This is a genomic window from Paenibacillus sp. VT-400, from assembly GCF_001029205.1.
GTDB lineage: Bacteria > Bacillota > Bacilli > Paenibacillales > Paenibacillaceae > Paenibacillus > Paenibacillus amylolyticus.
In genome coordinates this window covers 940,988-965,837 of sequence record NZ_LELF01000067.1, presented here as the reverse complement: position 1 = coordinate 965,837, position 24,850 = coordinate 940,988, and the positions used below count along the sequence as shown (strand labels likewise).

At 46.4% G+C, this 24,850-nt stretch carries 17 protein-coding genes and 1 tRNA gene; 1 reads left to right on the top strand and 17 read right to left on the bottom strand.

The window, feature by feature from the left end; translation table 11 throughout:
• Positions 1 to 119 precede the first annotated feature (119 nt).
• From pheT to leuB, 13 genes are all read right to left on the bottom strand, one after another.
• A complete protein-coding gene (gene pheT, locus EL84_RS15115; RefSeq protein WP_047842256.1) occupies positions 120 to 2,573 on the bottom strand; it encodes a phenylalanine--tRNA ligase subunit beta in 2,454 nt (817 codons plus the stop codon).
• 82 nt (positions 2,574 to 2,655) lie between these two features.
• Positions 2,656 to 3,690, bottom strand: coding sequence for a phenylalanine--tRNA ligase subunit alpha (gene pheS, locus EL84_RS15110; protein ID WP_047842255.1), 1,035 nt, complete (start codon positions 3,688 to 3,690; stop codon positions 2,656 to 2,658).
• A 410-nt stretch (positions 3,691 to 4,100) separates the two neighbouring features.
• Positions 4,101 to 5,993, bottom strand: coding sequence for a ribosomal protection-like ABC-F family protein (gene abc-f, locus EL84_RS15105; RefSeq protein WP_047842254.1), 1,893 nt, complete (start codon positions 5,991 to 5,993; stop codon positions 4,101 to 4,103).
• Between the two features lie 520 nt (positions 5,994 to 6,513).
• Positions 6,514 to 6,584, bottom strand: a tRNA-Gly gene (locus tag EL84_RS15100).
• Positions 6,585 to 6,743: 159 nt separating this feature from the next.
• On the bottom strand, positions 6,744 to 8,870 hold the full coding sequence (locus EL84_RS15095; RefSeq protein WP_047842253.1) for an EAL domain-containing protein: 2,127 nt from the start codon (positions 8,868 to 8,870) through the stop codon (positions 6,744 to 6,746).
• Positions 8,871 to 9,159: 289 nt separating this feature from the next.
• Positions 9,160 to 10,116 (bottom strand): aldolase catalytic domain-containing protein, encoded by a 957-nt coding sequence (locus tag EL84_RS15090; protein WP_047842252.1) that lies wholly within the window; start codon positions 10,114 to 10,116, stop codon positions 9,160 to 9,162.
• Between the two features lie 83 nt (positions 10,117 to 10,199).
• Positions 10,200 to 11,513, bottom strand: coding sequence for a DUF4129 domain-containing protein (locus EL84_RS15085; protein ID WP_047842251.1), 1,314 nt, complete (start codon positions 11,511 to 11,513; stop codon positions 10,200 to 10,202).
• A complete protein-coding gene (locus tag EL84_RS15080; protein WP_047842250.1) occupies positions 11,510 to 12,625 on the bottom strand; it encodes a DUF58 domain-containing protein in 1,116 nt (371 codons plus the stop codon). The genes EL84_RS15085 and EL84_RS15080 overlap by 4 nt, the downstream gene beginning before the upstream one ends.
• Positions 12,626 to 12,629: 4 nt before the next feature.
• Positions 12,630 to 13,595: an AAA family ATPase gene (locus EL84_RS15075; RefSeq protein ID WP_047842249.1), complete on the bottom strand. Its 966-nt coding sequence runs from the start codon at positions 13,593 to 13,595 to the stop codon at positions 12,630 to 12,632.
• Between the two features lie 121 nt (positions 13,596 to 13,716).
• Positions 13,717 to 14,823 carry a PAS domain-containing sensor histidine kinase gene (locus EL84_RS15070; RefSeq protein ID WP_036610143.1) on the bottom strand — a complete coding sequence of 369 codons (1,107 nt, stop codon included), beginning with the start codon at positions 14,821 to 14,823 and terminating at the stop codon, positions 13,717 to 13,719.
• 448 nt (positions 14,824 to 15,271) lie between these two features.
• A complete protein-coding gene (locus tag EL84_RS15060; RefSeq protein WP_017689649.1) occupies positions 15,272 to 15,688 on the bottom strand; it encodes a hypothetical protein in 417 nt (138 codons plus the stop codon).
• 357 nt (positions 15,689 to 16,045) lie between these two features.
• Complete coding sequence (locus EL84_RS15055) at positions 16,046 to 16,585, bottom strand: peroxiredoxin (RefSeq protein ID WP_036610146.1); 540 nt, start codon at positions 16,583 to 16,585, stop codon at positions 16,046 to 16,048.
• Positions 16,586 to 16,863: 278 nt separating this feature from the next.
• Positions 16,864 to 17,949, bottom strand: a complete 1,086-nt coding sequence (leuB, locus tag EL84_RS15050) for a 3-isopropylmalate dehydrogenase (protein WP_036610148.1) — start codon at positions 17,947 to 17,949, stop codon at positions 16,864 to 16,866.
• Between the two features lie 233 nt (positions 17,950 to 18,182).
• On the opposite strand from leuB, the gene EL84_RS15045 reads away from it, so the two are divergent.
• Entirely contained in the window at positions 18,183 to 19,163 is a 981-nt protein-coding gene (locus EL84_RS15045) for an aldo/keto reductase (RefSeq protein ID WP_036669756.1), read from the top strand.
• A gap of 379 nt (positions 19,164 to 19,542) precedes the next feature.
• Here EL84_RS15045 and EL84_RS15040 read toward each other — a convergent pair whose 3' ends face one another.
• The 4 genes from EL84_RS15040 to ilvB all read right to left on the bottom strand — a co-directional run bounded on the left by EL84_RS15040 (position 19,543) and on the right by ilvB (position 24,707).
• A complete protein-coding gene (locus tag EL84_RS15040) occupies positions 19,543 to 21,084 on the bottom strand; it encodes a 2-isopropylmalate synthase (RefSeq protein ID WP_036610154.1) in 1,542 nt (513 codons plus the stop codon).
• 138 nt (positions 21,085 to 21,222) lie between these two features.
• On the bottom strand, positions 21,223 to 22,215 hold the full coding sequence (gene ilvC / locus EL84_RS15035; RefSeq protein ID WP_047842247.1) for a ketol-acid reductoisomerase: 993 nt from the start codon (positions 22,213 to 22,215) through the stop codon (positions 21,223 to 21,225).
• A 261-nt stretch (positions 22,216 to 22,476) separates the two neighbouring features.
• A complete protein-coding gene (gene ilvN, locus EL84_RS15030) occupies positions 22,477 to 22,959 on the bottom strand; it encodes an acetolactate synthase small subunit (RefSeq protein WP_024628317.1) in 483 nt (160 codons plus the stop codon).
• Positions 22,956 to 24,707, bottom strand: coding sequence for a biosynthetic-type acetolactate synthase large subunit (ilvB, locus tag EL84_RS15025; protein WP_036610160.1), 1,752 nt, complete (start codon positions 24,705 to 24,707; stop codon positions 22,956 to 22,958). The genes ilvN and ilvB overlap by 4 nt, the downstream gene beginning before the upstream one ends.
• Positions 24,708 to 24,850 lie beyond the last annotated feature (143 nt).

The window sequence follows — 24,850 nt, the reverse complement described above, 5'->3', positions numbered from 1 at the left end:
TCTGTATGTTGATTCTAAGCTGTAATCACAAAAAAGTCACATCGATCCTCTAATGCTAAGGATTCGATGTGACTTCAAACAATTCCTGCTAATCTTTGTTCAAAAAATCTTCTTTTGTCCTATTTACGCAATTCCGCTCCGAATTGCTCTTCCAGACGAGCCACTACACGGGCATGAACTTCAGTAACTTCCTCATCGGTCAGTGTACGTTCACGATTCCGGTATACCAGTGCCATCGCCACGCTTTTCTTGTTTTCACCCAGTTTACTACCAGTAAACACATCGAACACCTGTACAGTTTGTAACAATTCACCCGCCGATTCACGAATGGTGCGCAGCATATCTCCCGCTACAATATCCTCATTCACAACAACCGCAATATCACGTTCCATGGCTGGGAAACGCGGAAGTTCACGATAACGAATGTCAGCGTCTGCTTCATTGTAGATCGATTCAAGTGCAATCTCTGCGATGTACACATCATTCAGATCATACTGCTGTTGCAGTTCCGGATGCAATTGACCCAATGTACCGATCAATGTGCCTTCCCCGCCATCCTTACCTTCCAGGTAAACCGATGCGGAACGTCCCGGATGGAATCCTTCAGGGCTGTTTGCTACCAAGCGAATGCGTTGTTCAAGCCCCACATAGGCGAACAGATGCTCAAGAGCACCTTTCAGATCGAAGAAGTCTACTTTCTCCGCTCCAACATTCCACTGCTGGCTTGCACGATTACCAGTGAGCAACAAGCCCAGTACCGGAATCTCATGTGGTTGCTTGGTCAACTGATCTTCTTCAGTGAAGAACACATTGCCCACTTCAAATACAGCCAGTGAATCCTGTTTACGGTTCATGTTATACACCGCTGCATCCAGCATTTGCGGCAAAATGCTCGTACGAAGCACACTACGGTCCTCGCTCATAGGCATCGCGAGTTTCACGGCTTTACTGCCTTGTGTCAACGCTGGGAACAGAGTCGCTTTATCCGGGTGTACAAAGGAGTAACTGATCATTTCCTGCCAGCCACTGCCTGAGAGCAATCCACGAATCGTGCGGCGCATTGCTTGAGAGCGTGTATATGCCCCTGGAGTCGTCGGCCCTTCAATCCATGTGGTTGGAATGTTGTCGTATCCGTACAGGCGTGCAATCTCTTCAAACAAGTCTACATCAAGCGTAATATCCCCTCTGCGTGTTGGCACTTCCACATCCAGCAATCCTTGATCAGCATCACCACATGCAAAGTGCAAGCGAGCGAAGATCGTTTTTACCTCAAGCAAAGACAGATCAGTTCCCAGATAACGATTCAGTCTGTCCAGCGACAATTGAATTACACGTTTCTCCGCAGCCTCTGCTCCAGCTTCCACGATTCCCTGGTGCACTTCACCTTCAGCATAACGCTGAATCAGTTCAGCCGCACGATCCAAAGCCGTAATCACCGCACCCGGGTCTACTTCCTTCTCAAAACGCATGCTTGCTTCGGAACGCAGCCCCAGTTGGCGCGACGTTTTCCGAACGGTTCCGCCATCGAACTTGGCGGATTCCAGCAACAGATTCACCGTGCCTTCCGATACCTCGGAATTCTCGCCACCCATAACCCCAGCGATGGCTACAGGTTTCACGCCGTCCGTGATGAGCAACATGTGCGGCTCCAGCTTGCGCTCCTGTCCATCCAGCGTAACAATCGTTTCGCCTTCGTTGGCCATCCGCACTTCAATATGGCCCTTTTCCAGCTTATCCGCATCGAATGCATGTAGCGGTTGACCGTATTCCAGCATGACATAGTTCGTGATATCAACGATGTTATTGATTGGGCGAACACCTGCCGCCATGAGACGGTTTTGCATCCACAGCGGGGAAGCACCCAGCTTAATGCCAGTTACATAACGAGCTGCATAGTGAATGCATTGCTCCTGTGCCTTGATCTCTACAGAGATATGATTCACGGCTGCATCACCAATTTCAACCAGTTGGTCTTTGGGACTTGGCAGCTTCACTTCACGACCCAGAATGGCACCCACTTCATAAGCTGCACCACGCATGCTGAGACAGTCGGAACGGTTCGGTGTCAGGTCCAGTTCAAGCACATGATCGTCGAGACCAAGAACCTGGCTGATTGGCGTGCCAACCTCCGTTTGTTCCGGCAGAACGAGAATACCTTCCTGCTGATCTTTCGGCAACAATTTGTCGTTCATGCCCAGCTCTTTGGCGGAACAGATCATGCCAAGGGATACAACACCGCGCAGTTTGGCTTTTTTGATATCCAATCCACCAGGGAGCTTTGCTCCAACCAGGGCTACGACTACTTTTTGGCCTGCATCCACATTTTTCGCACCACACACGATCTGCAGATCTTCTTCCTGACCAGCATCGATGACACATACATTCAGTTTGTCTGCATCGGGGTGTTTCTCCTTGCTCTTCACATAACCTACAACAACTTTATTGACGCCCTTGTTGCGGTTCTCCACTACATCAATTTCGACACCCGCACGGGTGATTTTCTCCGCCAATTCCTGTGGCGTCACACCTTCAAGGGAAATATAATCAGACAGCCAATCTGTCGATACTCTCATGGACGTTCACTTCCTTCATCTATAAATTGGTGTTCCCGGTTCATTCGCTTGCTCTATATGGTTAATCTTTCTTGACTTAAAGTTACAGCCGTCCAAATTGCTTCAGGAAGGTCAGATCGCTATTGTAGAAGTGACGGATATCATCGACACCATACTTCAGCATCGCGATACGCTCTACGCCCATACCAAATGCAAAACCACTGTATTTCTCCGGATCATATCCACCCATTTCCAGTACTTTCGGGTGAACCATACCGCCGCCCAAAATTTCAAGCCAGCCTGTTTGCTTACATACGCGACAGCCGCTGCCGCCACATTGTACACAAGTTACATCCACTTCCGCACTTGGCTCTGTGAATGGGAAGAAACTTGGGCGCAGACGAATTTCTGTGTGGGAACCGAACATTTCGCGTACGAATTGCAGTAGGGTTCCTTTCAGATCGCTCATACGAATGTTTTCGCTAATGACCAATCCTTCAACCTGGTTGAATTGGAAAGAGTGTGTCGCATCGTCATCATCACGGCGGTATACTTTACCTGGGCAGATGACTTTGACAGGCACTTCGCCCTTCATGCTCTGCATGGTACGTACTTGAACCGGAGATGTATGGGTACGCATCAACAAGTCTTCGGTAACATAGAAAGAATCCTGCATATCGCGCGCCGGGTGATTCTTCGGCAGATTCAATGCTTCAAAGTTGTAATAATCCATTTCGACTTCAGGACCTTCCGCAACACGGTATCCCATACCAATGAAAATATCTTCAATCTCCTGTACCACTTTGGTCAGTGGATGCAGTCCGCCTTGACGTCCACGACGTCCTGGCAGAGTCACATCAATTTTCTCGGATTGCAGACGCTTCGCCGTCTCTTCCTTCTGGAACTGATCCTGCTTGCTATCGATGACTTCCTCAATGGCAGCCCGAACATCATTGGCTACTTGACCAATAACTGGACGTTCCTCCGCACTAAGTGCACCCATACCACGCAAAATTTCAGTTAATGCACCCTTTTTCCCCAAATACTTCACACGCAGATCACTGAGCGTCTGCGGATCATTCACACCAGACAACTGCTCCAGCGCTTCGATCTTCAATGCCTCTAAACGTTCTTTCATGTGTAATTGCCCCCTTTTTGTGGTGTTTTTGCAACAAAAAAAGGCCTTCTCTCCCCTGAAGGGACGAAAAGACCGTGGTACCACCCTTGTTAGACATCCATTGCTGCGTGGCCCTTCTGGCCTGCAACTGGTTCTGTCTCACTTTGTACGGAATAACGACCGTTAACCGTTTGCCCCTACTGTTGCCTCTGTGTCTGCACACAAACAGGTTCAGGGAACCGCTTCGGAGTGAATTTCGGCAGCCTTGTTCTACAGAAACGCTCTCAATCTACGGCGTTTCCTCCCTGTCCAGAGGCACTGCTTACTTATCTCCATCATCACGTTTGCTTAGTTTACCCATATCGATGTAATCATCGATGATCGTTCATAATTATATGCAAAATAGATCGAAATAGCAAGCCGTCCATGTTCTAATTTATGCTTGCACCCTTATCTTTCAATTGTTTCAGGCGCTGCTGGATTTCGCGAATCTCAGCTGCCTCGACTGCTCGCTCATTCGAATGCTCGGGCTGTGTCAGACTGTCTTTCCCAGCAGTGCTTACAGGAGACAGCAATTCGGATAGGCGCATCTCCAATCGTAACCGCTCGTCATCGGATTCCCGGGTCTCCAGCGCCACCTCCCGAAGTTTGTTGGACTGCTCCCAATCCGACACTCCTCCTTCAAACAGAGTTGCTGTGCCACCAGCCTCCAGATCGCATAACCGATTCGCGAGTGACTTCGTCAGCATCCGGTCATGGGATACAAGCACCAAAGCACCTGAAGCCTGTTTTAATACATTCTCCATGACTTCCTGGGTATCAATGTCCAGATAGTTCGTTGGTTCGTCCAGCACCAGCAGATTGGCTCCGCCAAAGTACAGTCTCAAAAATGCCACTCTGCACTTTTCCCCCATGCTCAAATCCCCAATGCGCTTGAATACATCATCTCTGGAAAATAGGAAACATCCCAGAATGGTACGTGCCGCACTTTGTGTCATGGATGGAAGGGTAAGCAAGCTGTCCAGCAGCGTCAGGTTCTCGGGAAGCCCTTCCAGCTCCTGTGAAAAGTAACCGATTTTCAGCTGTGGATGCCGTGTGACCTTGCCTTGCGAAGGTTCCAGTTCACCAATCATCAACTTCAGCAGTGTTGTCTTGCCGGTTCCATTAGGACCTCGTACAGCAAGCCGATCTCCGCGTTCCACAGTAATTCGAAGATTGCGCAGCAATGATTTGTCTCCCGTATATGAAAAACTCACCTCTTCCAGCGCAAGCAGCTGGCGTGCAGCCAGTGGATTCATCTGTAATTCCATGTTCAACTTTGCAGCTTCACGAGGTTTATCCACCCGTTCCCGCTCCAAACGCTCCAGCTGTTTTTGTTTCGCATGGTAACGTGAAATATTTTTGTTGGCTTTGGCCTTGTAGAAGCTCTGGGTGATCTTCACCTCCACATCAGTCGCCGAATTATGCGCTTTATGGAACCATTCCTGATAATTTCGAATCGTTTCTTCCAGCGCCTTACGTTCCAATTCCTGCCTGCGGTAGATCGTTTCCTGTTCGCGTAATTCACGCTCTTTGTGGATCTTGTAGTCGGAGTATCCGCCCTTGTATTTGGTCAGGGCATCTGGACTGAACTCAATGACTCCTGTTGCTACCTGATCAATAAACGTACGATCATGTGATACAAATAACAGCGTACCTTCATATGAGGATAACCACTCTTCCAGCCAGCGCATGCTTCCCTCATCCAGATGATTCGTCGGTTCATCCAGGATCAGGAATTTGGGTTTGCTGACAAGCAGCCCCGCCAAACGAGCCTTTGTTTTTTGTCCACCGCTCAAGGAATGATAGGGTCTGTTCCAATGCTCTGCGGATAATCCAAGGCGAGTCAGTACTTTCTCTACCTCAGTCTCCCACATATAACCGTTCAACTGTTCATATTGCTCCATCACTTGTGTATAAGCTGCAAGCAGCTCTTCATCCGCTTCAGTGCTCATGCTCAAACGTTGTTCCAGTTCTTCCAAGTTCCGTTTCACTTCATAGATCTGACCGCTCTCACGACGGACCGCATCCAGTACATTCATCCCGGTCTCAATTTCCGAGCGCTGGCGCATGAACCCCCATTCCTGCTGAGGGATATGACGTTCAATCCGTCCACCACCATGCTCCTCACCCAAAATGATGCGTAACAACGTTGTCTTGCCGCATCCGTTGCGACCCAAAATGGCGAGTCGTTCGCCCTCATTAATCTCCAAATTCAATCCTGTAAACAATTCAATACCGTTCCATTCTTTTGATACTTCATGTAAGCGTACCAATGTCATCATGAGGCCTCATCCTTCCTGCATCCTTTTTGCCGAACAAAAAAAACCGCTGGCATCAGCCGGCGGTTTGGCAATTCAGGATTGGATCAAGCATTCAAAGACAGATCTAAGGTAAGCTACGGCATGAACAAAGAAACCCAAAATACAGGGTACACGTAAACCTCAATGGCTTACTTGCTCCATACCTTTTCCCATAGCTGAATTTGGACACACGAATCCCCTCATTGCTCAGCCGCTCTGGCTGACTGCGTCATAAAACCGTCTGCAGTTAACTGGGGTTAAATTCATGTGTTTTACTTCATGGGACGTATGGTTACCTCTCATTCATGTGTAGTATCAATTTCTCCGTTATTGTACCAGATCATTGTAAAAAAGCAAAGGGTATATAAATTAAACTAAAGAATACTTACTTACTGGCCACTCCGAAAACAGAACAATCTTCTGATCGCCGTTACCACGGGATTTCTTTTAAGGTAATAGAAAAAAGCCCCTGCATCGCAAGGGCTCCGGTACTGCTTCATTAAGCGGGTGATGGGAATCGAACCCACGCTATTAGCTTGGAAGGCTAAAGTTCTACCATTGAACTACACCCGCATGATTGAAGATTTATTGTTAAGTTCCTTAGGAATTTAACAGTGATTTTACAAATAATAATATACCATGATCCTCTATAGCATGCAAGTCATATTTCCCATTTTTTTCATTACGCATCCATCAAAAAAAGCAGGAGCACCCTCGCGCCCCCGCTGTTCCCTAGCCTGTAGGCTTATCCACATCTCTCAAAAATTGCTTTTCAAATTCAGCGGCTTTAATCGGTTTGCTGAAGAAATAACCCTGAGCCTCGTGACAGTGTTGATTGCGAAGAAAGACCATCTGATCTTCGTTCTCCACGCCCTCAGCTGTGACTTTCAGTTGTAAATGATGCGCCATTGAAGTGATGGTAGATACGATCGCGGCGTTATTGCTGTCCTCCATGACTTCATTCACAAATGAACGGTCAATCTTAAGCCGATCAATTGGCAGATCCTTCAGATAGTGCAACGAGCTGTATCCCGTTCCAAAATCATCAATACTGATATGCACACCAATTTCTTTGATTTTGCGCAATTGTTCGAATGACCGGTCTTTATCAAATGTCATGCTCTCTGTAATCTCCAGTTCAAGCCATACAGGCTCTAGTCCCGTCTCTTTGAGAATGCCATTGATATTGTCCAACAAATGGGAATGCCTGAATTGTCTCATCGACAGATTCACCGAAACACACAGTTTACGATAACCGGCTTCCTGCCACTGTTTGTTCTGTGCACACGCTTCACGAAGCACCCATTCGCCAAGTGGCACAATGAGCCCACTCTCTTCTGCCAGAGGAATAAAGTCCGCCGGAGATACCGAGCCCCGCTGCGGATGCTGCCAACGCACCAAGGCTTCCATGCCAACGATTAGCCCACTTTGCAGATTAACCTGCGGCTGGTAGACCAGGTAGAACTGACCTCGATCCAACGCCTTGCGCAGATCATTCTCAAGCTGCAAACGCTCCTGTGCCTTCATCTGCATCGCATGGGCAAAACGATTCAGTTCCATTCCTTGTTCCTTTGCACTGTGCAAAGCCGTATCGGCATTTTGAATAATCTCCAGTGGTGACTCCCCATCATGTGGGAAAATGGCCATCCCAATTCCAAGTGTCAGATGATACTCATTGCCATCAACCAAGACGGGCTTCTCAAAAAGTTGCAAAATGGATCTTGTCCGACGCAACGCTGTATCGGTTGAACTGAAATCTGTCATCGTTAATGCAAACTCATCTCTTCCCAATCCAAAGACTTCTTCTCCTGGAAGGGACAATTGTTTCAGTCGTTGACCTACCTGACGCAAAACACGGTTAGCCGCTTGCTGTCCAAGCGAATCATTAATGGTTTTGAACCGATTAATATTCAGGACCAATACACCAACAAGCTGTTCCTGCACCACGGCATCATCCATCATCTTTTTCAGCTGCTGTGAAAGGCGACGACGGTTTGGAAGTCCCGTTACATCATCATGATGAGCAATATAGTTCATCTTGGCTTCCGCGACCTGCTGTTGCAGGAAAGGTGTGTCCACTACGGACGTATACAGCCCTTTTTGAATGAAAAAATACGCCATACAATTACTCAGCAATCCTAATAACAGATTGAGATCGTTCACCCCAGTTGCTGAAACAAAATAACATTCACCAAAAAAGAAACACAGAATGCCACATAGAATGGTTGGTAGATCACCGTCTTTGGTTTTTTTCCATTGTACAAACAAAAGAACTGCAATAATGCCATAGAGCAATCCAACCATAAGATGAACTCGAGTGAAGATACCACCAAGCACTTCCCCATCAAGCATACTCGGCAACATGCTCCATTCCTGAATAGCCAGTATGTACAAAATAACAAAGGTACCCAATGTCCCACTTAAAAGTAAGAATTTGCGTGGTAATGCAAATTCTTTCTCATTTAAGGTATACACGAGCAGTAAACCTACAGAACATACCAAAGATCCCATGGTTGACATCATTAAGGAGAACTCCGATTCCATCATGGCTCCATTTGGAATCTCTTCTGCAAATGAAACGATATGAACCAGTTCAAACAGACCAATCAATAAAAAGAGTGTTGTCAATAATGTCCTCCGAAGCGTTAGCTTCTGTGTCCGAAACAACCAGCTTTGATTATAGATGCCGATACAAGCCGCTACCGCAGCAAATCCACCCAAGAGTGTCAAAACCGGGTAACCCGATATGATCAGATCAGAGCTTGAAGAAGAACGAAACCATTGACTTGCGAGGAAACATAATAAGCCGCTCACAGCGACCCAACTTATTTTTCTCTGATCTTGCAGATTAACCTTCATGCCGTGTTTTCCTTCCCGGGATCACCTATCCTGAATTACATTAACCAAACTCAACAACTTACTACATGATTCGACAAAAAACATATTAACCAACGTTCAATTCACATGCATACACATGCTATCTGGTACATAATAACATTTAATTTTGTATACGTGAACTAAAAAATAGTTACTCCTAGGAATATTTATTCACAAATATAGAGAAAAACAAGGCATTAAGAACTAAAAAAACATGGATCTCCAGTTAGAGTCCATGTTTTCCTATTTTACAACTGTATTTCAGACTATATTACTTATCAAAATTCACTTCTGGTGTTGTTAATTTATCATAGAAATCAACAACCTTATCCTTGTCTTCCGATGAGCGAATCGCCATTGCTGAACGTGGATGCTCGTCCAACGCGCCTGTAATCATGTAAGGCAGAATGTAACCCCATTCTTCTTTTTCTCTGAGTGGAACCATCAACTGTTCCAATACACCAAGTACTGGACGCAGATTGTATTTTGTTCCTTTCAGATGAGCTACGAGCAATTCGGTTGGACAGTTTCCAGCAGCACGGCCCATACCATACACAGAAGCATCAAGCAGTTCGACGCCAAGTTCTGCCGCAACCAATGTGTTAGAAAACGCAAGTTGCATATTATTATGTGTGTGAACACCAAGACGTTTGTTAGGCAAGTGAGTCTTGAACTTCTCTACCAGATATTTCACATCATTATGGTCCAAGCTACCGTAGGAGTCTACAATGTAAACAACATCCACAGCGCTTTCTTTGATCAATTCAAATGCTTCCAGCAATTCATTCTCCATAACATTGGAGAGTGCCATAATATTAAGTGTAGTTTCATATCCACGATCATGGAATGTTTGAACCAGTGCAAGTGCCTTGTCTACATCTTTGCTGTAGCAGGCAACCCGGATCAGATCCAGCATGCTCTCACTGCGAGGCAAGATATCATTTTCGTCCACACGTCCAACGTCAACCAGTGCAGACAGTTTGGTATTTCCTTTTTGAGGAATAACTTTACGCAGGAAATCATCGTTCAGGAAACGCCATGGTCCTGCTTCCTCAGCACCTTTAAGCAACTTCGGAGAGTTCTTATATCCAATTTCCATATAATCAACGCCAGCTTCATTCAATCCAGCATATAGCTGTTGAACAAAGTCCACGCTAAAGTCCCAATTATTCACCAATCCGCCATCACGGATCGTACAATCTACAATTTTGCAATGATTTGTCTTCATTAATGTCTGCTCCTTTTCTGACCAACTTGTGTATTCCTCTCATGATACTTGAACGTGACAAGAAAAGTAAAGGGATTCCGGACTTATTTACTTCGATAAGATCTCCAGATTCGGTCAATCTCAACCATATGGGAACGATCGGGAGCTTTCTCTCCATAACGAACGGCATTATACGTATCTGGCAGTCTCGCAGACAGCTCATCTTCTTCTACCTTCACACCATTCTGAATAATGGTCTGTGCAGCCTCCAGCGGAGTATGCGTTCCCTGTATTTCCACGCCTCGATGAGCTGCTCTTTCAATCCAAGTCCGATAGTAATACCGAACACGTTCAGCATCCTGTGCAGGTGGCGCCTCTTTCTTGCGAAACCAATTCTTTCGGACTTTTGCTGGCGCATCAAGCGTCTCACTGACATCGATATACTCCGTCCGTGGTTCTGCCTTCTTTTCACCTGGTTGTAACATCCCCTTGAATCGGTCCATAAGTCTGTTTATCGTTTTTTGTCCCAACCTCAGAAGCAGCCACAGAATTACTCCTGCTACAGCACACATCACTACCCATCCAAGGATGTTCCAGAAGACTGAGGGCTCGGATGGCGGCTCTCTCCAGTCATTCGGTATATTTAACTGCTGATTGGGGTTGTCCATTGGTAATCGTGGCTCCTCGCCGGAAATCGGACCAAACCATCCCCTGATCCATGCGAGCAAGCGATCACGTAGCGGTCCCAGCCAGGCAGCCAGACTTGGGAAAGCACCAATCGCGACGATAACAATAAACATCCACATGAACCGCTGATGATTCGCACGTGCAAAATCTCTTAATACCAATCTTCTCTTGCCGTCATTGAGTATTGCCTGATCCAGTTGCAGCATATATCGTCCAACCAGCCAAAAAGCAAAGCTGATCACTCCCGCAATATAGATCCATAGGTTATAGGTTCGTATCGGCTGCATGAATTCCAACGAATTCGAAGCAATCATAAGCACGATTGCACTGATTACACCCATAATCTGCAAGCGCCATAACAACACAGAATGAAAGACTGGCTGGAAGGTCAGACCTGCATAAGCCGAGATGACTCCACACAGTACCAATGTGATGATATCCGGCAACGGGAGAATAAGGCCCATCCCAACAACGAGTGCGAAGAGAAATCCTATGACGAGTGCCGCTAGTCCACGAATGAGTGTACTTTTCTCGCTAAAACCTGGAATTTTATGCTGAATGAACTGTCCCAACCAACCTGCAAAAACAACCAGGATGAATAATGTGTACGGCAAATGTTCCATTGCGTAGAATGAAGCAAGCGTAAATATCGGAAAAAGGTATATGCCAGCCATCAAGACGGCAAGCATTGCTATGAGTCCTGTGGTCGTCGCTACCGGTCTGTTCCTCATGCACTCACCGCCTTCGTATTACCCTTCACGTCCTCTACCGGGAGAATCGTTACACGATGTCCTTGTTCGTGCAGACGTGCAATCTCGTGCTCCATAGCGGCAGATACATAGGATGTAATCAGCAGATAGCTGCGGATTTGCTGTGCTTCTTCATTCAGACGTACTTCATCATTCAGGAATTGCTCCATGGGCACCATGCATTTCAACTCTGTCTCAGCCATAGCTTCCAGTAACCGTTCCAGATGGGGCGTGCCATAATCCGGTTCAATCCGAAGTGTATCGCGGCCTCCACCCACATGATAACCATTATGGGCGAAGCCTGCCGGCAACCCTCTCCCGATGGCATCCACTGCAGCCGTGGCAGCGTAACGAAGTGCCCGTTCAATCTTTTCCGGTCGAGTAACAACACTCCACATATCTGCAGATTCCTGAATATTGACTACAATCCAGGATTGCGGATCAGCCGTCCATCCCTGTTTGTAGACTTGTAATTCACCTGTACGTGCACTCGCTTTCCAGTGAATACGATTCATGGGGTCGCCTGCACCATAAGGCCGAACACCCAGGATCAAGAAAGGATCTTCAACGATCCATCGTGATACTTCCACTTCTCCCTGCCATACCTGATAAATTGCAGGAAGATCCTCTGCATTCACTAATGAAGGGTACACGATCATAGACATTTGCAAAGGAATTGGTTTGGTGGAACGCCACACACCAAAGAGATCCCCACCTGTCATCGTTGCTGTATTTAATGGATAAATCCCACGCTGAGTACATGTAAAAGGATGCTTGCGCGTAATACGAGTAAACGGTTTTAACGTAAAAATACTCTTATGGTTCTGATAGATTTCGCCTTGACTAATATCCATACCTGAGCCGGAACGAAATACAAACGACACTGGCATCATCGATTCAAGTCTGAGCCACGGTACGGAGACTCGTTTCTCATTCGATATCGTCTCCACCATCTCAAGTTCATCTCCAGCGTAACAACGCAGCTTGCTGAATTGTCTGCTGTACTTGAGTTTTCGCAGTGCAGGTCGTCCAAACCACACACCATGTATAACAACGACAATGCCTCCAACAAGGACAAGCCATAATAATGCCATAAGATTAACGCCCGCTTGTAGCGAGATTCTCCGTAGGCACTTCTGTCTGATTCAGAAGTTCCTGGATGATACGCTCCGCCAAGCCCTCTTGTTGTCTGATCCGGTTACGGAATACCAGTCGGTGCGCCAGCACAGGTTCCGCCAGTACTTTAATATCATCAGGCAAAACAAAGTCTCTGCCATGCAGTGCAGCCCATGCCTGACTTGCCTTGAGTAATGCCTGAGCCCCTCGTGGACTTACGCCAAGCGAGAGCTCTGGATGTTGCCTTGTCGCTTCGGTTAACTGAATGATATATCGTAGCAAATCTTCGTTGATTTGCACTGTTTTATACGTATCCTGCGCCTTCAAAAGTTCTTCACGACTGATCACTGCCGAGAGATCATCAACAGAACGACTGGCTACCGTACGTCTCAAAATTTCTACACTCTCTTCACTGCTTGGATAACCCATGCGAATTTTCATCATAAAACGATCCATCTGCGCTTCAGGTAGTGGAAAAGTTCCCTGGTTATCTACAGGATTCTGGGTGGCGATAACGATGAATGGCCGTTCCAGCTGTCTCGTTGAACCGTCGATACTGATCTGGCGCTCTTCCATACACTCCAGCAAGCTTGATTGTGTACGCGGTGTAGCACGGTTAATCTCATCGGCTAGTACAAGATTGGCAAACAAGGGGCCGGGTCGGAATTCAAAATCCCCTTCTTTTTGATTAAAAAAATGAATCCCTGTTAAGTCAGAGGGCAGCAAGTCCGGTGTAAACTGTATCCGTTGGAATGTGCAGTCCAATGAAGAGGCTACCGATTTGGCAAGCATCGTTTTTCCGGTACCCGGTACATCCTCCAGCAGCACATGTCCTGACGCTATGATCGCTGTCATTACCAGCTCTATCGTATGCTCTTTTCCCACAATCACTTTTCCCACGTGATCCATCAGTTGTTGATTCATTTGTTCCATTCCTTGGATTTCCATCTGCATCTCATCCTTCCGTTATGGAGCTTATGTATTCGCATTCATTACTAACTATAACCGTTATTGGCAACATAAAACAAAGGAGTTGGCAAATGGCCAACTCCTTAACTCCCCGCTTTTCTCAATATACCAAGGGTAACATAATTATAAACCGCGTGCCTTCGCCCTTTTTGCTATCCACAGAGATGGTGCCTCCATGGTTCTTGATGATCCGGTAACTCACCGAAAGTCCAAGCCCCGTTCCGCTCTCCTTGGTCGTAAAGAATGGATCAAACAGACGTACAAGCGTGTTATGGTCCATCCCATGACCGTTATCCGCGATGGAGATCTGCACGAATTTGTTTTCCGTGGCGGTAGATATTCGAATTAGACCCGTATGTTCTTCGCCAACTTCCTCAATGGCATCCATTGCGTTTTTCACCATATTCAAAATAACCTGCTTAATCTGTTTGACATCAATGGACACATTCAGCGGGGCATCCCCTTCATCCAGTACGATCTCGCATCCCTTCATCAACCCTTCGCTTTCGGTCAGCAAGACCACCTCTTTGAGCAAAGAGTCGACGGATATCACGGTCTTCTGTGGAGCTGACGGTTTGGAAGAATTCAAAAATTCGTAGATGATGTCATTCGCCCGATCAATCTCCGTCAGTATGATTCGAGCGTACTCGTCTTTGCCGAGCTGCAGCAAATGGGGCCTGAGCAGTTGGATGAACCCACGGATTGCAGTCAACGGATTACGAATTTCATGAGCAATAGATGCTGAAATTCGCCCCAGCATCGCAAGTTTGTCATTTTGATAAGCGGTCTGTTCAATTTGTTTATAATCAGATACATCTTTGACGCTGAACAAGAAGTCGCCATCCATCTGATCACCGTACGTCACAGTAACCAGCCAATGTCTTCCGTATTCATCAATCAATTCATGATAGCGCTTACGGTGAAAAATAGTTTCCCGATAGATACGTAAAATTTTCTTTTTCTTGAATCGGCTCATCTGCGGATGATGCAGCATTTGCATCAGGGTGCAGCCGCTCAACAGACTTCTTGGAAGTTCCAACAACTTTGCCATCTGAACGTTAATAAACGTCAATACACCGTGACTGTCAAACAACATAATTCCGCTATCCAGATGTTCCAGTACATTCTCGTACTTGTTGTTATCCAGATGCACAGGCGGGAAACCATCCGTTGGTTGAGGCACTGTATCCTGAAATTCACTAATCATGTCAGGTTCCTCCTTTTCACGTAAATGATAAACTTGCCATTCGGACATCATATCATCACAGAAACAGGAAGGGCCGATTTTATTTTTCATTACCGGTGCCCTTTCGTTGGGGGGCTGAGCCGAAAATATGGATGGCATGGCCGGAACTCAAGCTGGTCTATTCCCGGTAACCAACAGTCGATCCGGAAAATCATATACGTTTGTCCCATTCTGACCTTCTCCTATTCCCAAACACGAACATTTTTTGCTCCGCCTCTTTTGCAAGTCTGTTTTTATCATAGACAAGTTTATAGAAGAGAGTCAATCGGAGAAAGTGTCGAATGGAAATTATTTTAAAAAAAACCTCGAATTAGTTCCAGAATACAGCACAAAAACGAAGCCGTTTCACCCAGTTAGGCAAATCAGCTTCGTTTTTAATATCTTTAATTGGTGATATATCCGAGATCATCTATAGTCCGGTCTTATTATGCTGAATTTTCAGTCTGCGCTGACTCATCACAGCTAATCGACGTTTAAGTTCGCTTTCCCACTTCTCGTCTTTGGTTTCCTTGGCGAGCCTGAGCAAATCCAGAGCCATATCAATCTGGCGTTGCACAATGACCATGGCATCCTCGCTCTCACGGTTTACACAGTTTTCAAAAATCGCATCCTCATCTTCTGTAACATAATCTTGAAAGTCGATCTCGGATGCACCGTCTCCATGCGCATATTCAGCCAGAATTTCGTATTCGTTTTCCACTTTATAATGCACCTCAACCCGGTGACACACCGGGCAAAACAGCAGGGGAACATTATGAACCTGGGTGCGGTAATGCTTCAGCGTGCCCTTCGTTCCAACCATACTTGCCCCACAACAGTAACTCATTTTTGTTCACCCTCCTTATTACGTGCCGGGACTTTTTTTGTTAAAATGCCATCCCGTACACTTACAGCACTTCCAAAAAGGAATAGTTCCATCAGTGTATCACATTCATGTACAGATTATAAATGCAGAGCACCGGAATATTTACCGGGTTTCCATACCCTATTCGCCTTGAAGGCCATCAATTCCTCTTTCAACAGATAAAAAGAAGACTTTCTTCTAATATATTATTAACACGCTTAGCTGCTTGTTCAAACACTTTTGATTAACTTCGTGATAACTTCCGGCAAAAGGGTGCAAAAAGCCCTCAATCCCTAACGGGATGAGGGCTTGAACAAAAACCGTTCAAGTTAATCTGGCTTACAGGTTAGTGTCGCCTGGTTTCCAGTTCATTGCACACAATCCGCCAGATTGCAGTGCTTGCAGTACGCGAAGTGTTTCTTCAACACTACGGCCTACATCGTTGTGGTTAACTACTTGATATTTCAATTCGCCTTCTGGATCGATGATGAACAGACCGCGCAATGCTACGCCTTCTTCTTCGATCAGAACGCCGTAATCTTTAGCCACTTGCTTCGTGATATCGGAAGCCAGCGGGAAGTTCAATTGACCCAGACCATTGCTGTCTACAGGTGTATTGATCCATGCTTTGTGGCTGTGTACGGAGTCTACGCTCACGCCAAGAATTTCTGTATCCAAAGCTTTAAATTGCTCGGAAGCAACGCTCAAAGCTGTAATTTCAGTTGGGCACACAAATGTGAAGTCCAAAGGATAAAAGAAGAATACAAGCCATTTGCCACGATAATCGGACAGTTTAACGGAACCGAAGTCTTGTCCGTCTCCCGATACTGTTTCCATTGCGAAATCCGGTGCTGGTCTACCTACCAAACGTTCTGCCATAACTAAAAATTCCTCCTTTGGGATTATGTAAGCATCCTTGCGGATTGCTCATCATCAAGAAAAACGCGTACGCTTTTCCTGTAATTAAAATGATTTGATACTTGATAACAAGTACAAGTAAAATGTTATCATCCGGACTTCCCAAAGTCAAGATTATAAACATTATTTTTTTATAATCATTATAAATAAGGATTTTTCGTGGCAAAAATGATAAAGGAACAGCCCTCTGTACATTCCATAACTGGAAACAAAGGGCTGCCATGTTTTTGGTCCTATAATTACGCTTGTTTCTGAATAGCCGCCACGATCAAATCGCCCATTTCGGTCGTGCTGATCGCTGTGCTCTTGTCTACAGCAATATCACTTGTGCGGTGTCCTGCGTTCAATACATCCGACACAGCTGCTTCAATGGCATCCGCACCTTCTGTATAACCAAAGGTTGTACGGAACATCAACGCCAAAGAGAGAATGGTTGCAATCGGATTAGCGAGGCCTTGACCAGCGATATCCGGTGCGGAACCGTGTACCGGCTCATAGAGTCCGAAGCTGCCCTCTCCCAGTGATGCAGATGCAAGCATACCGATGGAACCTGTCAACATCGCTGCTTCATCACTCAAGATATCTCCAAACATGTTTTCCGTTACGATGACATCGAAGCTGGACGGACGACGCAGCAATTGCATCGCGCAGTTGTCTACCAGTACATGCTCCAGTTCAACATCCGGATAATCCGGTGCTACCCGGTTCACGACTTCACGCCAGAGACGGGAAGTTTCCAATACGTTGGCTTTGTCTACAGAAGCCAGCTTTTTGCGACGTCCTTGCGCGATTTCGAACGCCTGACGAACGATCCGCTCCACTTCTGTTACATTATATGCACATGTATCCACAGCCTCTTCGCCCTGTGCACTTTCACGTCTGAACTTCTCTCCGAAGTAGATCCCACCTGTCAGCTCACGTACCACCATCAGATCTGTACCTTCAAGTACTTCAGGCTTCAGAGTTGAAGCATCCTTCAGGCAATCAAATACGACAGCCGGACGCAGGTTGGAGAACAATCCAAGTGCTTTGCGAATACCCAGCAGGCCTGTTTCCGGGCGAAGCTCCTTGCTGTTGTTATCCCATTTTGGGCCACCAACCGCTCCAAGCAGGACTGCATCTGCACTTTTACATACGCTCAGTGTTTCTTCAGGAAGAGGTGTACCTTTCTCATCAATCGCGATTCCGCCAAACAACGCATGCTCTGTCTCAAAACGATAACCGAATACTTCCTCCGTACGTTTAAGAACTTTCTCAGCCTCAGCTACGACTTCAGGGCCAATTCCGTCACCTGCAATAACTGCAATTTTTTTCACGTCTGCCATTGGGTTGTCCACTCCTTATATTTCATTCATTAATTATTCATAAAGTAACGTCTCATATTAACTCTCTCTTTTGTATCATATTCCAAGGTCATTTGACCAAGATATACAATCTATGACTTTAATAGTTTTTACCTATAAGCCAATAGAGATTGGCCTTTCCAAGTTGTTCTGACCTCCCGGCTGAGTTAAAATATAGCTGAATTCAAATCAGGTACGCAGGAGGGATAAGCAACATGCAATATTCGTATTTGGGTAAATCAGGCCTCAAGGTCAGCCGAATCTGTCTCGGTACCATGAATTTCGGGCCTGCTACAGATGAAAAAGAAGCTTTCCGCATTATGGACGCAGCACTTGATGCAGGGGTGAACTTTTTTGATACCGCTAACATCTACGGTTGGGGTGAAAATTCCGGCCTTACCGAAGAAATTATCGGACGCTGGTTCAACCAGGGTGGGGGCAGACGTGAAAAAGTAGTTCTAGCCACCAAAGTCTATGGCTCCATGCATGATGATACAGATGGCCCCAACAACGAAGCTGGCCTCTCCGCCTACAAAATCAGACGGCATCTGGAGGGTTCCCTCCGCCGCTTACAGACCGATCATATCGAGCTATACCAGATGCATCATGTAGACCCTGCCATATCGTGGGACGAGCTGTGGGGTTCGTTCGAGAATGCCGTTCATCAGGGTAAAATCGGTTATGTAGGATCGAGTAACTTTGCTGCATGGCAGATTGCAATCGCTCAAAGTGAAGCCAAGAATCGTCATTTCCTCGGCCTGGTTTCCGAACAACATAAATATAGCCTCAACTGTCGTTTGCCTGAGTTGGAAGTACTGCCCGCAGCCAAAGAGCTGGGCCTCGGCGTCATTCCATGGAGTCCACTGGATGGTGGATTACTGGGACGTAACGCTCTGCAAAAGCTGGAAGGAACACGCAGCGGGGGCATCGCTGGACGGATCGAGCAGCAGCAAACTCAGCTTGAAGACTTTGCCGCACTGTGTCGTGATCTCGGTGAACCACAGGATACGGTGGCTTTGGCATGGGTTGCAGCCAATCCGGCGGTGACCGCCCCGATTATCGGACCGCGTACGCTGGAGCAGTTTGAGACCGCACTCAAATGTCTGGACGTGACTTTGGATGAAGCTGTGCTCAAACGTCTGGATGAGATTTTTCCGGGCCCAGGTGGACATGCACCTAATGCATACGCGTGGTAATAGCTTGATAGAGTAAGCCAATGCAATAAGTAAGCGTAGAAAAGGTTCTGTGTTTTACTGCCATAATCATATAAATCAGCATTTTGCATAATTCGAATTATACCGCTCACGGGTACAAGATATAGACGAACAGAATCATTTCGATCTATATCTTGCTGATTGGAAGACGCTTAGAGGTTATGCAAAATGCTCAAATACAAGCAAAAGAGTCTGGCCCTCCACAGGAGAGTCAGACTCTTTACGTACCTCACTAAACGTAACAAAGCAAGCCGAACGATCTTCTATATCCATTAAATTAAAGATAGATCATTCTAGCAGCATACATGTGCCTCAGCTAAAGTTCAGTTCAATGAAGGGTGCGTGCTTCTTGCATTGGAGCCTACAGGTTAACGTTTACACGGTTCGTATATGTCTTGCGCTTCTCAATCAATTGATTCAGGCCGTCTACATAGGCACGTGCACTTGCACCCAATATATCTGTGCTTACGCCACGTCCTTGTACCGAAACCTGATTCTGAGTCAGCACAACATGTACTTCACCCAATGCATCCTTACCATGTGTCACCGATTTGATGGAATAGTCAGACAACGTTACATCTTCCCCACTCACTTGGTCAATCGCATTGTAGATCGCATCTACCGATCCGTTACCCTCTGCTTGCTTCTCAATCGTATCCCCGTCAAGCGTTGCAATGCGGACTTTGGCCGTTGGTACCGATTCATCTCCGTACGTTACGAAGATGGATTCCAGTTTATACACCTCAGGTGCATCCTGCAATTTCTCTTCAATTACGGCAAGCAGATCTTCGTCAGTAACTTCTTTTTTCTTATCAGCCAGATCTTTGAACTGGGCGAAAGCCCGATTCAATGCTTCTTCTTCCAGCTCATATCCCAGATCAATCAACCGTTCACGGAAGGCATGACGACCAGAATGTTTACCCAGTACAAGTTTACTTTCCTTCAGACCGATGGACTCTGGGGTCATGATCTCATACGTTGTTTTTTCCTTCAGCATACCATCCTGGTGAATGCCGGATTCATGTGCGAAGGCATTTGCCCCAACAATGGCTTTGTTTCCAGGCACAACCATACCTGTCAAACGGCTAACCAAACGACTGGTCCGTGCAATCTCAGACAACTGCAGCGATGTTTTCGCCTGGAAAAATTCCTGACGTGTCTCCAGCGCCATAGCAATTTCCTCGATCGCCGTGTTTCCGGCACGTTCACCAATGCCATTGATCGTACCTTCGATCTGATCGGCTCCGTTGAGAATGGCTGCAAGTGTATTGGCCGTCGCCATACCCAAGTCATTATGGCAGTGGGCACTCAGCTGTACCTTTTCAATACCGTGTACATTCTCCTTGAGATGTTTGAAAATGTTTCCGTATTCATATGGGCTCAGGTAACCAACCGTATCCGGAATATTCACGACAGCTGCACCTTCTTCAACAGCCATATTCACCATTTCCACGAGGAAATCATACTCGGTACGACCTGCATCCTCAAGTGAGAATTCAATCTTCGAGAATGTTTTCTTTGCATAACGAATCGCGGAACGAGCTGTATCCAGTACCTGCGCTTTGTCCATGCGCAATTTATGTTGGCGGTGAATAGGTGAAGTTGCCAGGAAAACGTGAATGCATGGGTCCTGTGCACCTTTAAGTGCTTCCTTAACCGCATCAATGTCTTGCTCTCTGGAACGGGACAAGCCAATTACAGTCACATTTTTGACCGCATTTGCTACTGCATTGACAGCTGCCAGGTCACCTGGAGATGCCGCCGGGAAACCCGCTTCCATCCGGTCAATGCCAAGCCGCTCGAGCTGATGGGCAATTTCCACCTTTTCACGAGTGTTCAGATTGACTCCCGGGGATTGCTCTCCATCACGCAGCGTTGTGTCAAATACATAGATTTTACGCACGCTTCGCACCTCCTGTACTTGTTATATATGTTTCTCTGAACCAGCAATAGCGGCTCACGCATAAGCACGGCCGCTATTCCCAGTTAAAGCTCTAAGTTTACTTGAATACCTTAAAGTGCATGTTCTAGAAGTTAATGCTTACTTCTTGATCCAGTGCATCATCTCACGCAATTGTCCGCCAACCACTTCGATTGGGTGTTCAGCTTCGTTACGACGAGTTGATGTCAAGAATGCACGTCCGGATTGGTTTTCCAGAATGAAGTCGCGTGCGAATTTACCTTGTTGGATATCTGTCAGCACTTCTTTCATTGCTTTCTTCGTATCTTCAGTTACAACGCGAGGTCCAGTTACATAGTCACCGTACTCAGCTGTGTTACTGATGGAATCACGCATGCTTGAAAGTCCACCTTCATACATCATGTCAACGATCAGCTTCAGTTCGTGCAGACATTCGAAGTATGCCATTTCAGGAGCGTAACCCGCTTCTGTCAATGTTTCGAATCCAGCTTTTACCAATGCACTTACACCACCACACAGAACAGCTTGCTCACCGAACAGATCTGTTTCTGTTTCTTCACGGAAGGAAGTTTCGATAACCCCTGCGCGTGTACAACCGATACCTTTAGCATAAGCCAAACCGATTTCTTTAGCTTTACCCGTTGCATCTTGCTCAATCGCGATCAGGCCCGGTACACCAAAACCTTCCACATAAGTACGACGTACCATGTGACCAGGGGACTTAGGAGCTACCAGCAATACATCGCTGTTTTTTGGAGCAACGATTTGACCGAAATGAACGTTGAAACCGTGTGAGAAGAGCAATGCAGCGCCTTCTTTCAGGTTTGGTTCGATTTCGTTTTTGTATACAGAAGCTTGAGTTTCGTCTGGCAGCAAGATTTGAACTACATCTGCGCGGCTTGTTGCTTCAGCCGGGGACAGAACTTCAAATCCGTCATTTTTTGCAGTGTCGAAGGATTTACCTTCACGAAGTCCGATGACTACATTCAATCCACTATCACGAAGGTTTTGAGCTTGGGCGTGGCCCTGGCTACCATAACCGATTACCGCGATCGTTTTTCCTTTCAATACGTTAAGCTCTGCATCCTGTTCATAATAAGTAGTTACTGGCATGTTTATAAGTCCTCCTTTGTATTGTAAAGAACCCTTCATTAATGAGCGGGTGTCTCAAGGGACCGACTCGCTTGGAGTGTCAAAAGCATCTCTGGTCTGATCCGATCCGTTCAGACACCCGCCCATTAATGCGGGAATGTAGCTATATTTTCAAGCGTTACATCACTAAAATGTTAAATTACAACTGTTAAGGGACTGACACTCACATAAGATCAACTGTATATGTTAGCTAACCGTCGTCCCTCTTCATTCATTATAACTTTATACGTTGCCGCGTACCAATGCAGTTATGCCTGTACGGGACAATTCGCGAATGCCATATGGCTTGAGCAATTCAATCATAGCATCAATTTTGTCCGTATCTCCAACTACCTGCACAATCAGGCTGCCTGGACCAACATCTACAACGGATGCGCGGAATGTTTCTACCACACCCAGAATCTCAGGACGCTCGGAAGGCTCTGCTTTCACTTTGATCAGGGCAAGTTCCCGGGCTACCATCGGTTTCAGGCTGAAATCAACCACTTTAATAACATCGATGATTTTGTACAATTGTTTCTCAATCTGCTCCAGCGTTTTATCGTCACCAATGGTGACAATAACCATCCGGGAGAGTCCAGGTTCTTCAGATTGACCTACGGTAATACTCTCAATGTTAAATCCGCGTCGACCGAACAACCCTGATACCCGCTGAAGGACGCCTGGCTGATCGTTAACCAATATTGAAATCGTATGTCTAATCATTCGTCAGCATCCCCCATCAGCATTTGATCAATTGTTGCTCCCTGCGGAACCATTGGATACACATTTTCATCCTTGCGTACTACGAATTCTACAACGACTGGTCCTGGTGTATCCAAAGCTTCCTGCCAAGCACGCGCTGCTTCTTCTTTATTCGTTGCACGCAATCCTTTCACGCCATATGCTTCAGCCAGTTTTACAAAATCCGGACTTCCTGCCAGATCAATGTGGCTGTAACGGTTCTCATAGATGAGTTCCTGCCATTGGCGAACCATTCCAAGTACCTGATTGTTAATGATCACAATTTTTACCGGTATATTGTTAATGGCACAGATTGCGAGTTCTTGGGAACACATCTGCATTCCGCCGTCTCCGTTAATGGAGATAACAAGTCTGTCCGGATTGGCCATCTGAGCACCAATTGCAGAAGGGAATCCAAAGCCCATCGTTCCGAGACCACCCGAAGTTACCCATGAACGTGGTTGATTAAACTTGTAATATTGTGCCGCCCACATCTGATGTTGTCCCACATCCGTAGTCACAATCGCTTCACCTTTGGTTGTATCATTCAACATTTCAACAACCCACTGCGGTTTCAGCACTTCGTCTGAATCCGTATAGCTGTATGGCTTCTCTTGTTTCCACTGTTTGATCTGGTCTCTCCATGCATCTGCACGCTCTGCACGTCCAACTTCTTTGTTGGCTATTTCAAGTACGGTCTTCACATCACCAACGATTGGAATATCGGTTGCAATGTTTTTACCAATCTCAGCCGGATCAATATCGATATGGACGATTTTGGCATGTGGAGCGAATCCGTCCAGCTTACCTGTTACCCGATCATCGAATCGTGCGCCGATATTGATCAGCAGATCCGACTGTTGGATGGCCAGGTTGGATGTGTATGTTCCGTGCATTCCTGGCATCCCTGTCCATAGTTCATGCCCACTTGGGAATGCACCAAGCCCCAGAAGGGTTGTCGTAATCGGAATGCCTGTCTTCTCAACAAACTCGAACAGTTCTTCATGTCCTCCCGAGTATACCACACCGCCACCGGCCAGAATCATTGGACGTTCTGCTTCCTGAATGGCCTGAGCCAGACGGTCAACCTGCAGTTTGTTTGGTACTGTCCGTGGATTGTACCCTCTTAATGTAACAGGTTCAGTACTCGGTTCAAACAAGGTTTTGTTGGCTGAGACATCTTTCGGAATGTCGATCAGTACAGGACCTTTACGGCCGGTGTTGGCAATATGGAATGCCTCATGAATGATACTCGACAAATCCTTAACATCTTTTACCAGATAGCTGTGTTTGGTGATCGGCATTGTAATCCCGGTAATATCCGCTTCCTGGAAAGCATCCGAGCCGATCAGGCTGGAATTAACATTTCCCGTAATGACAACCAGCGGCACAGAATCCATATATGCCGTGGCTATTCCAGTAACCAGATTGGTTGCTCCCGGCCCGGAGGTAGCGATACAAACACCAACTTTGCCGCTTGCACGTGCATATCCGTCAGCTGCATGAATTGCACCTTGTTCGTGACGGGTTAAGACGTGTTTGAAATCCTCGAAACCATACATTGCATCGTAAATGTACAACACTGCGCCACCCGGGTAACCAAATACGCAATCCACACCTTCAAGCAACAAGCTTCTCAGCAGAATCTCGGAACCGCTAATGACCTCCGGCTTCATCCATTTTTCACGTAATTCATCTGTCGATCGAACTTCTGGAATTTGAGCTCCCATTAGTCATCCTCCTCTCGGAATTTACACCATTCTGACATTTAAAGTTACAAAAAAAACCTTCCATCCCCTGCAAACAAGTTCATGCTTGCGAGGGACGAAAGGTTATCGCTTCCGTGGTACCACCCAACTTTGCCCGAAATTTC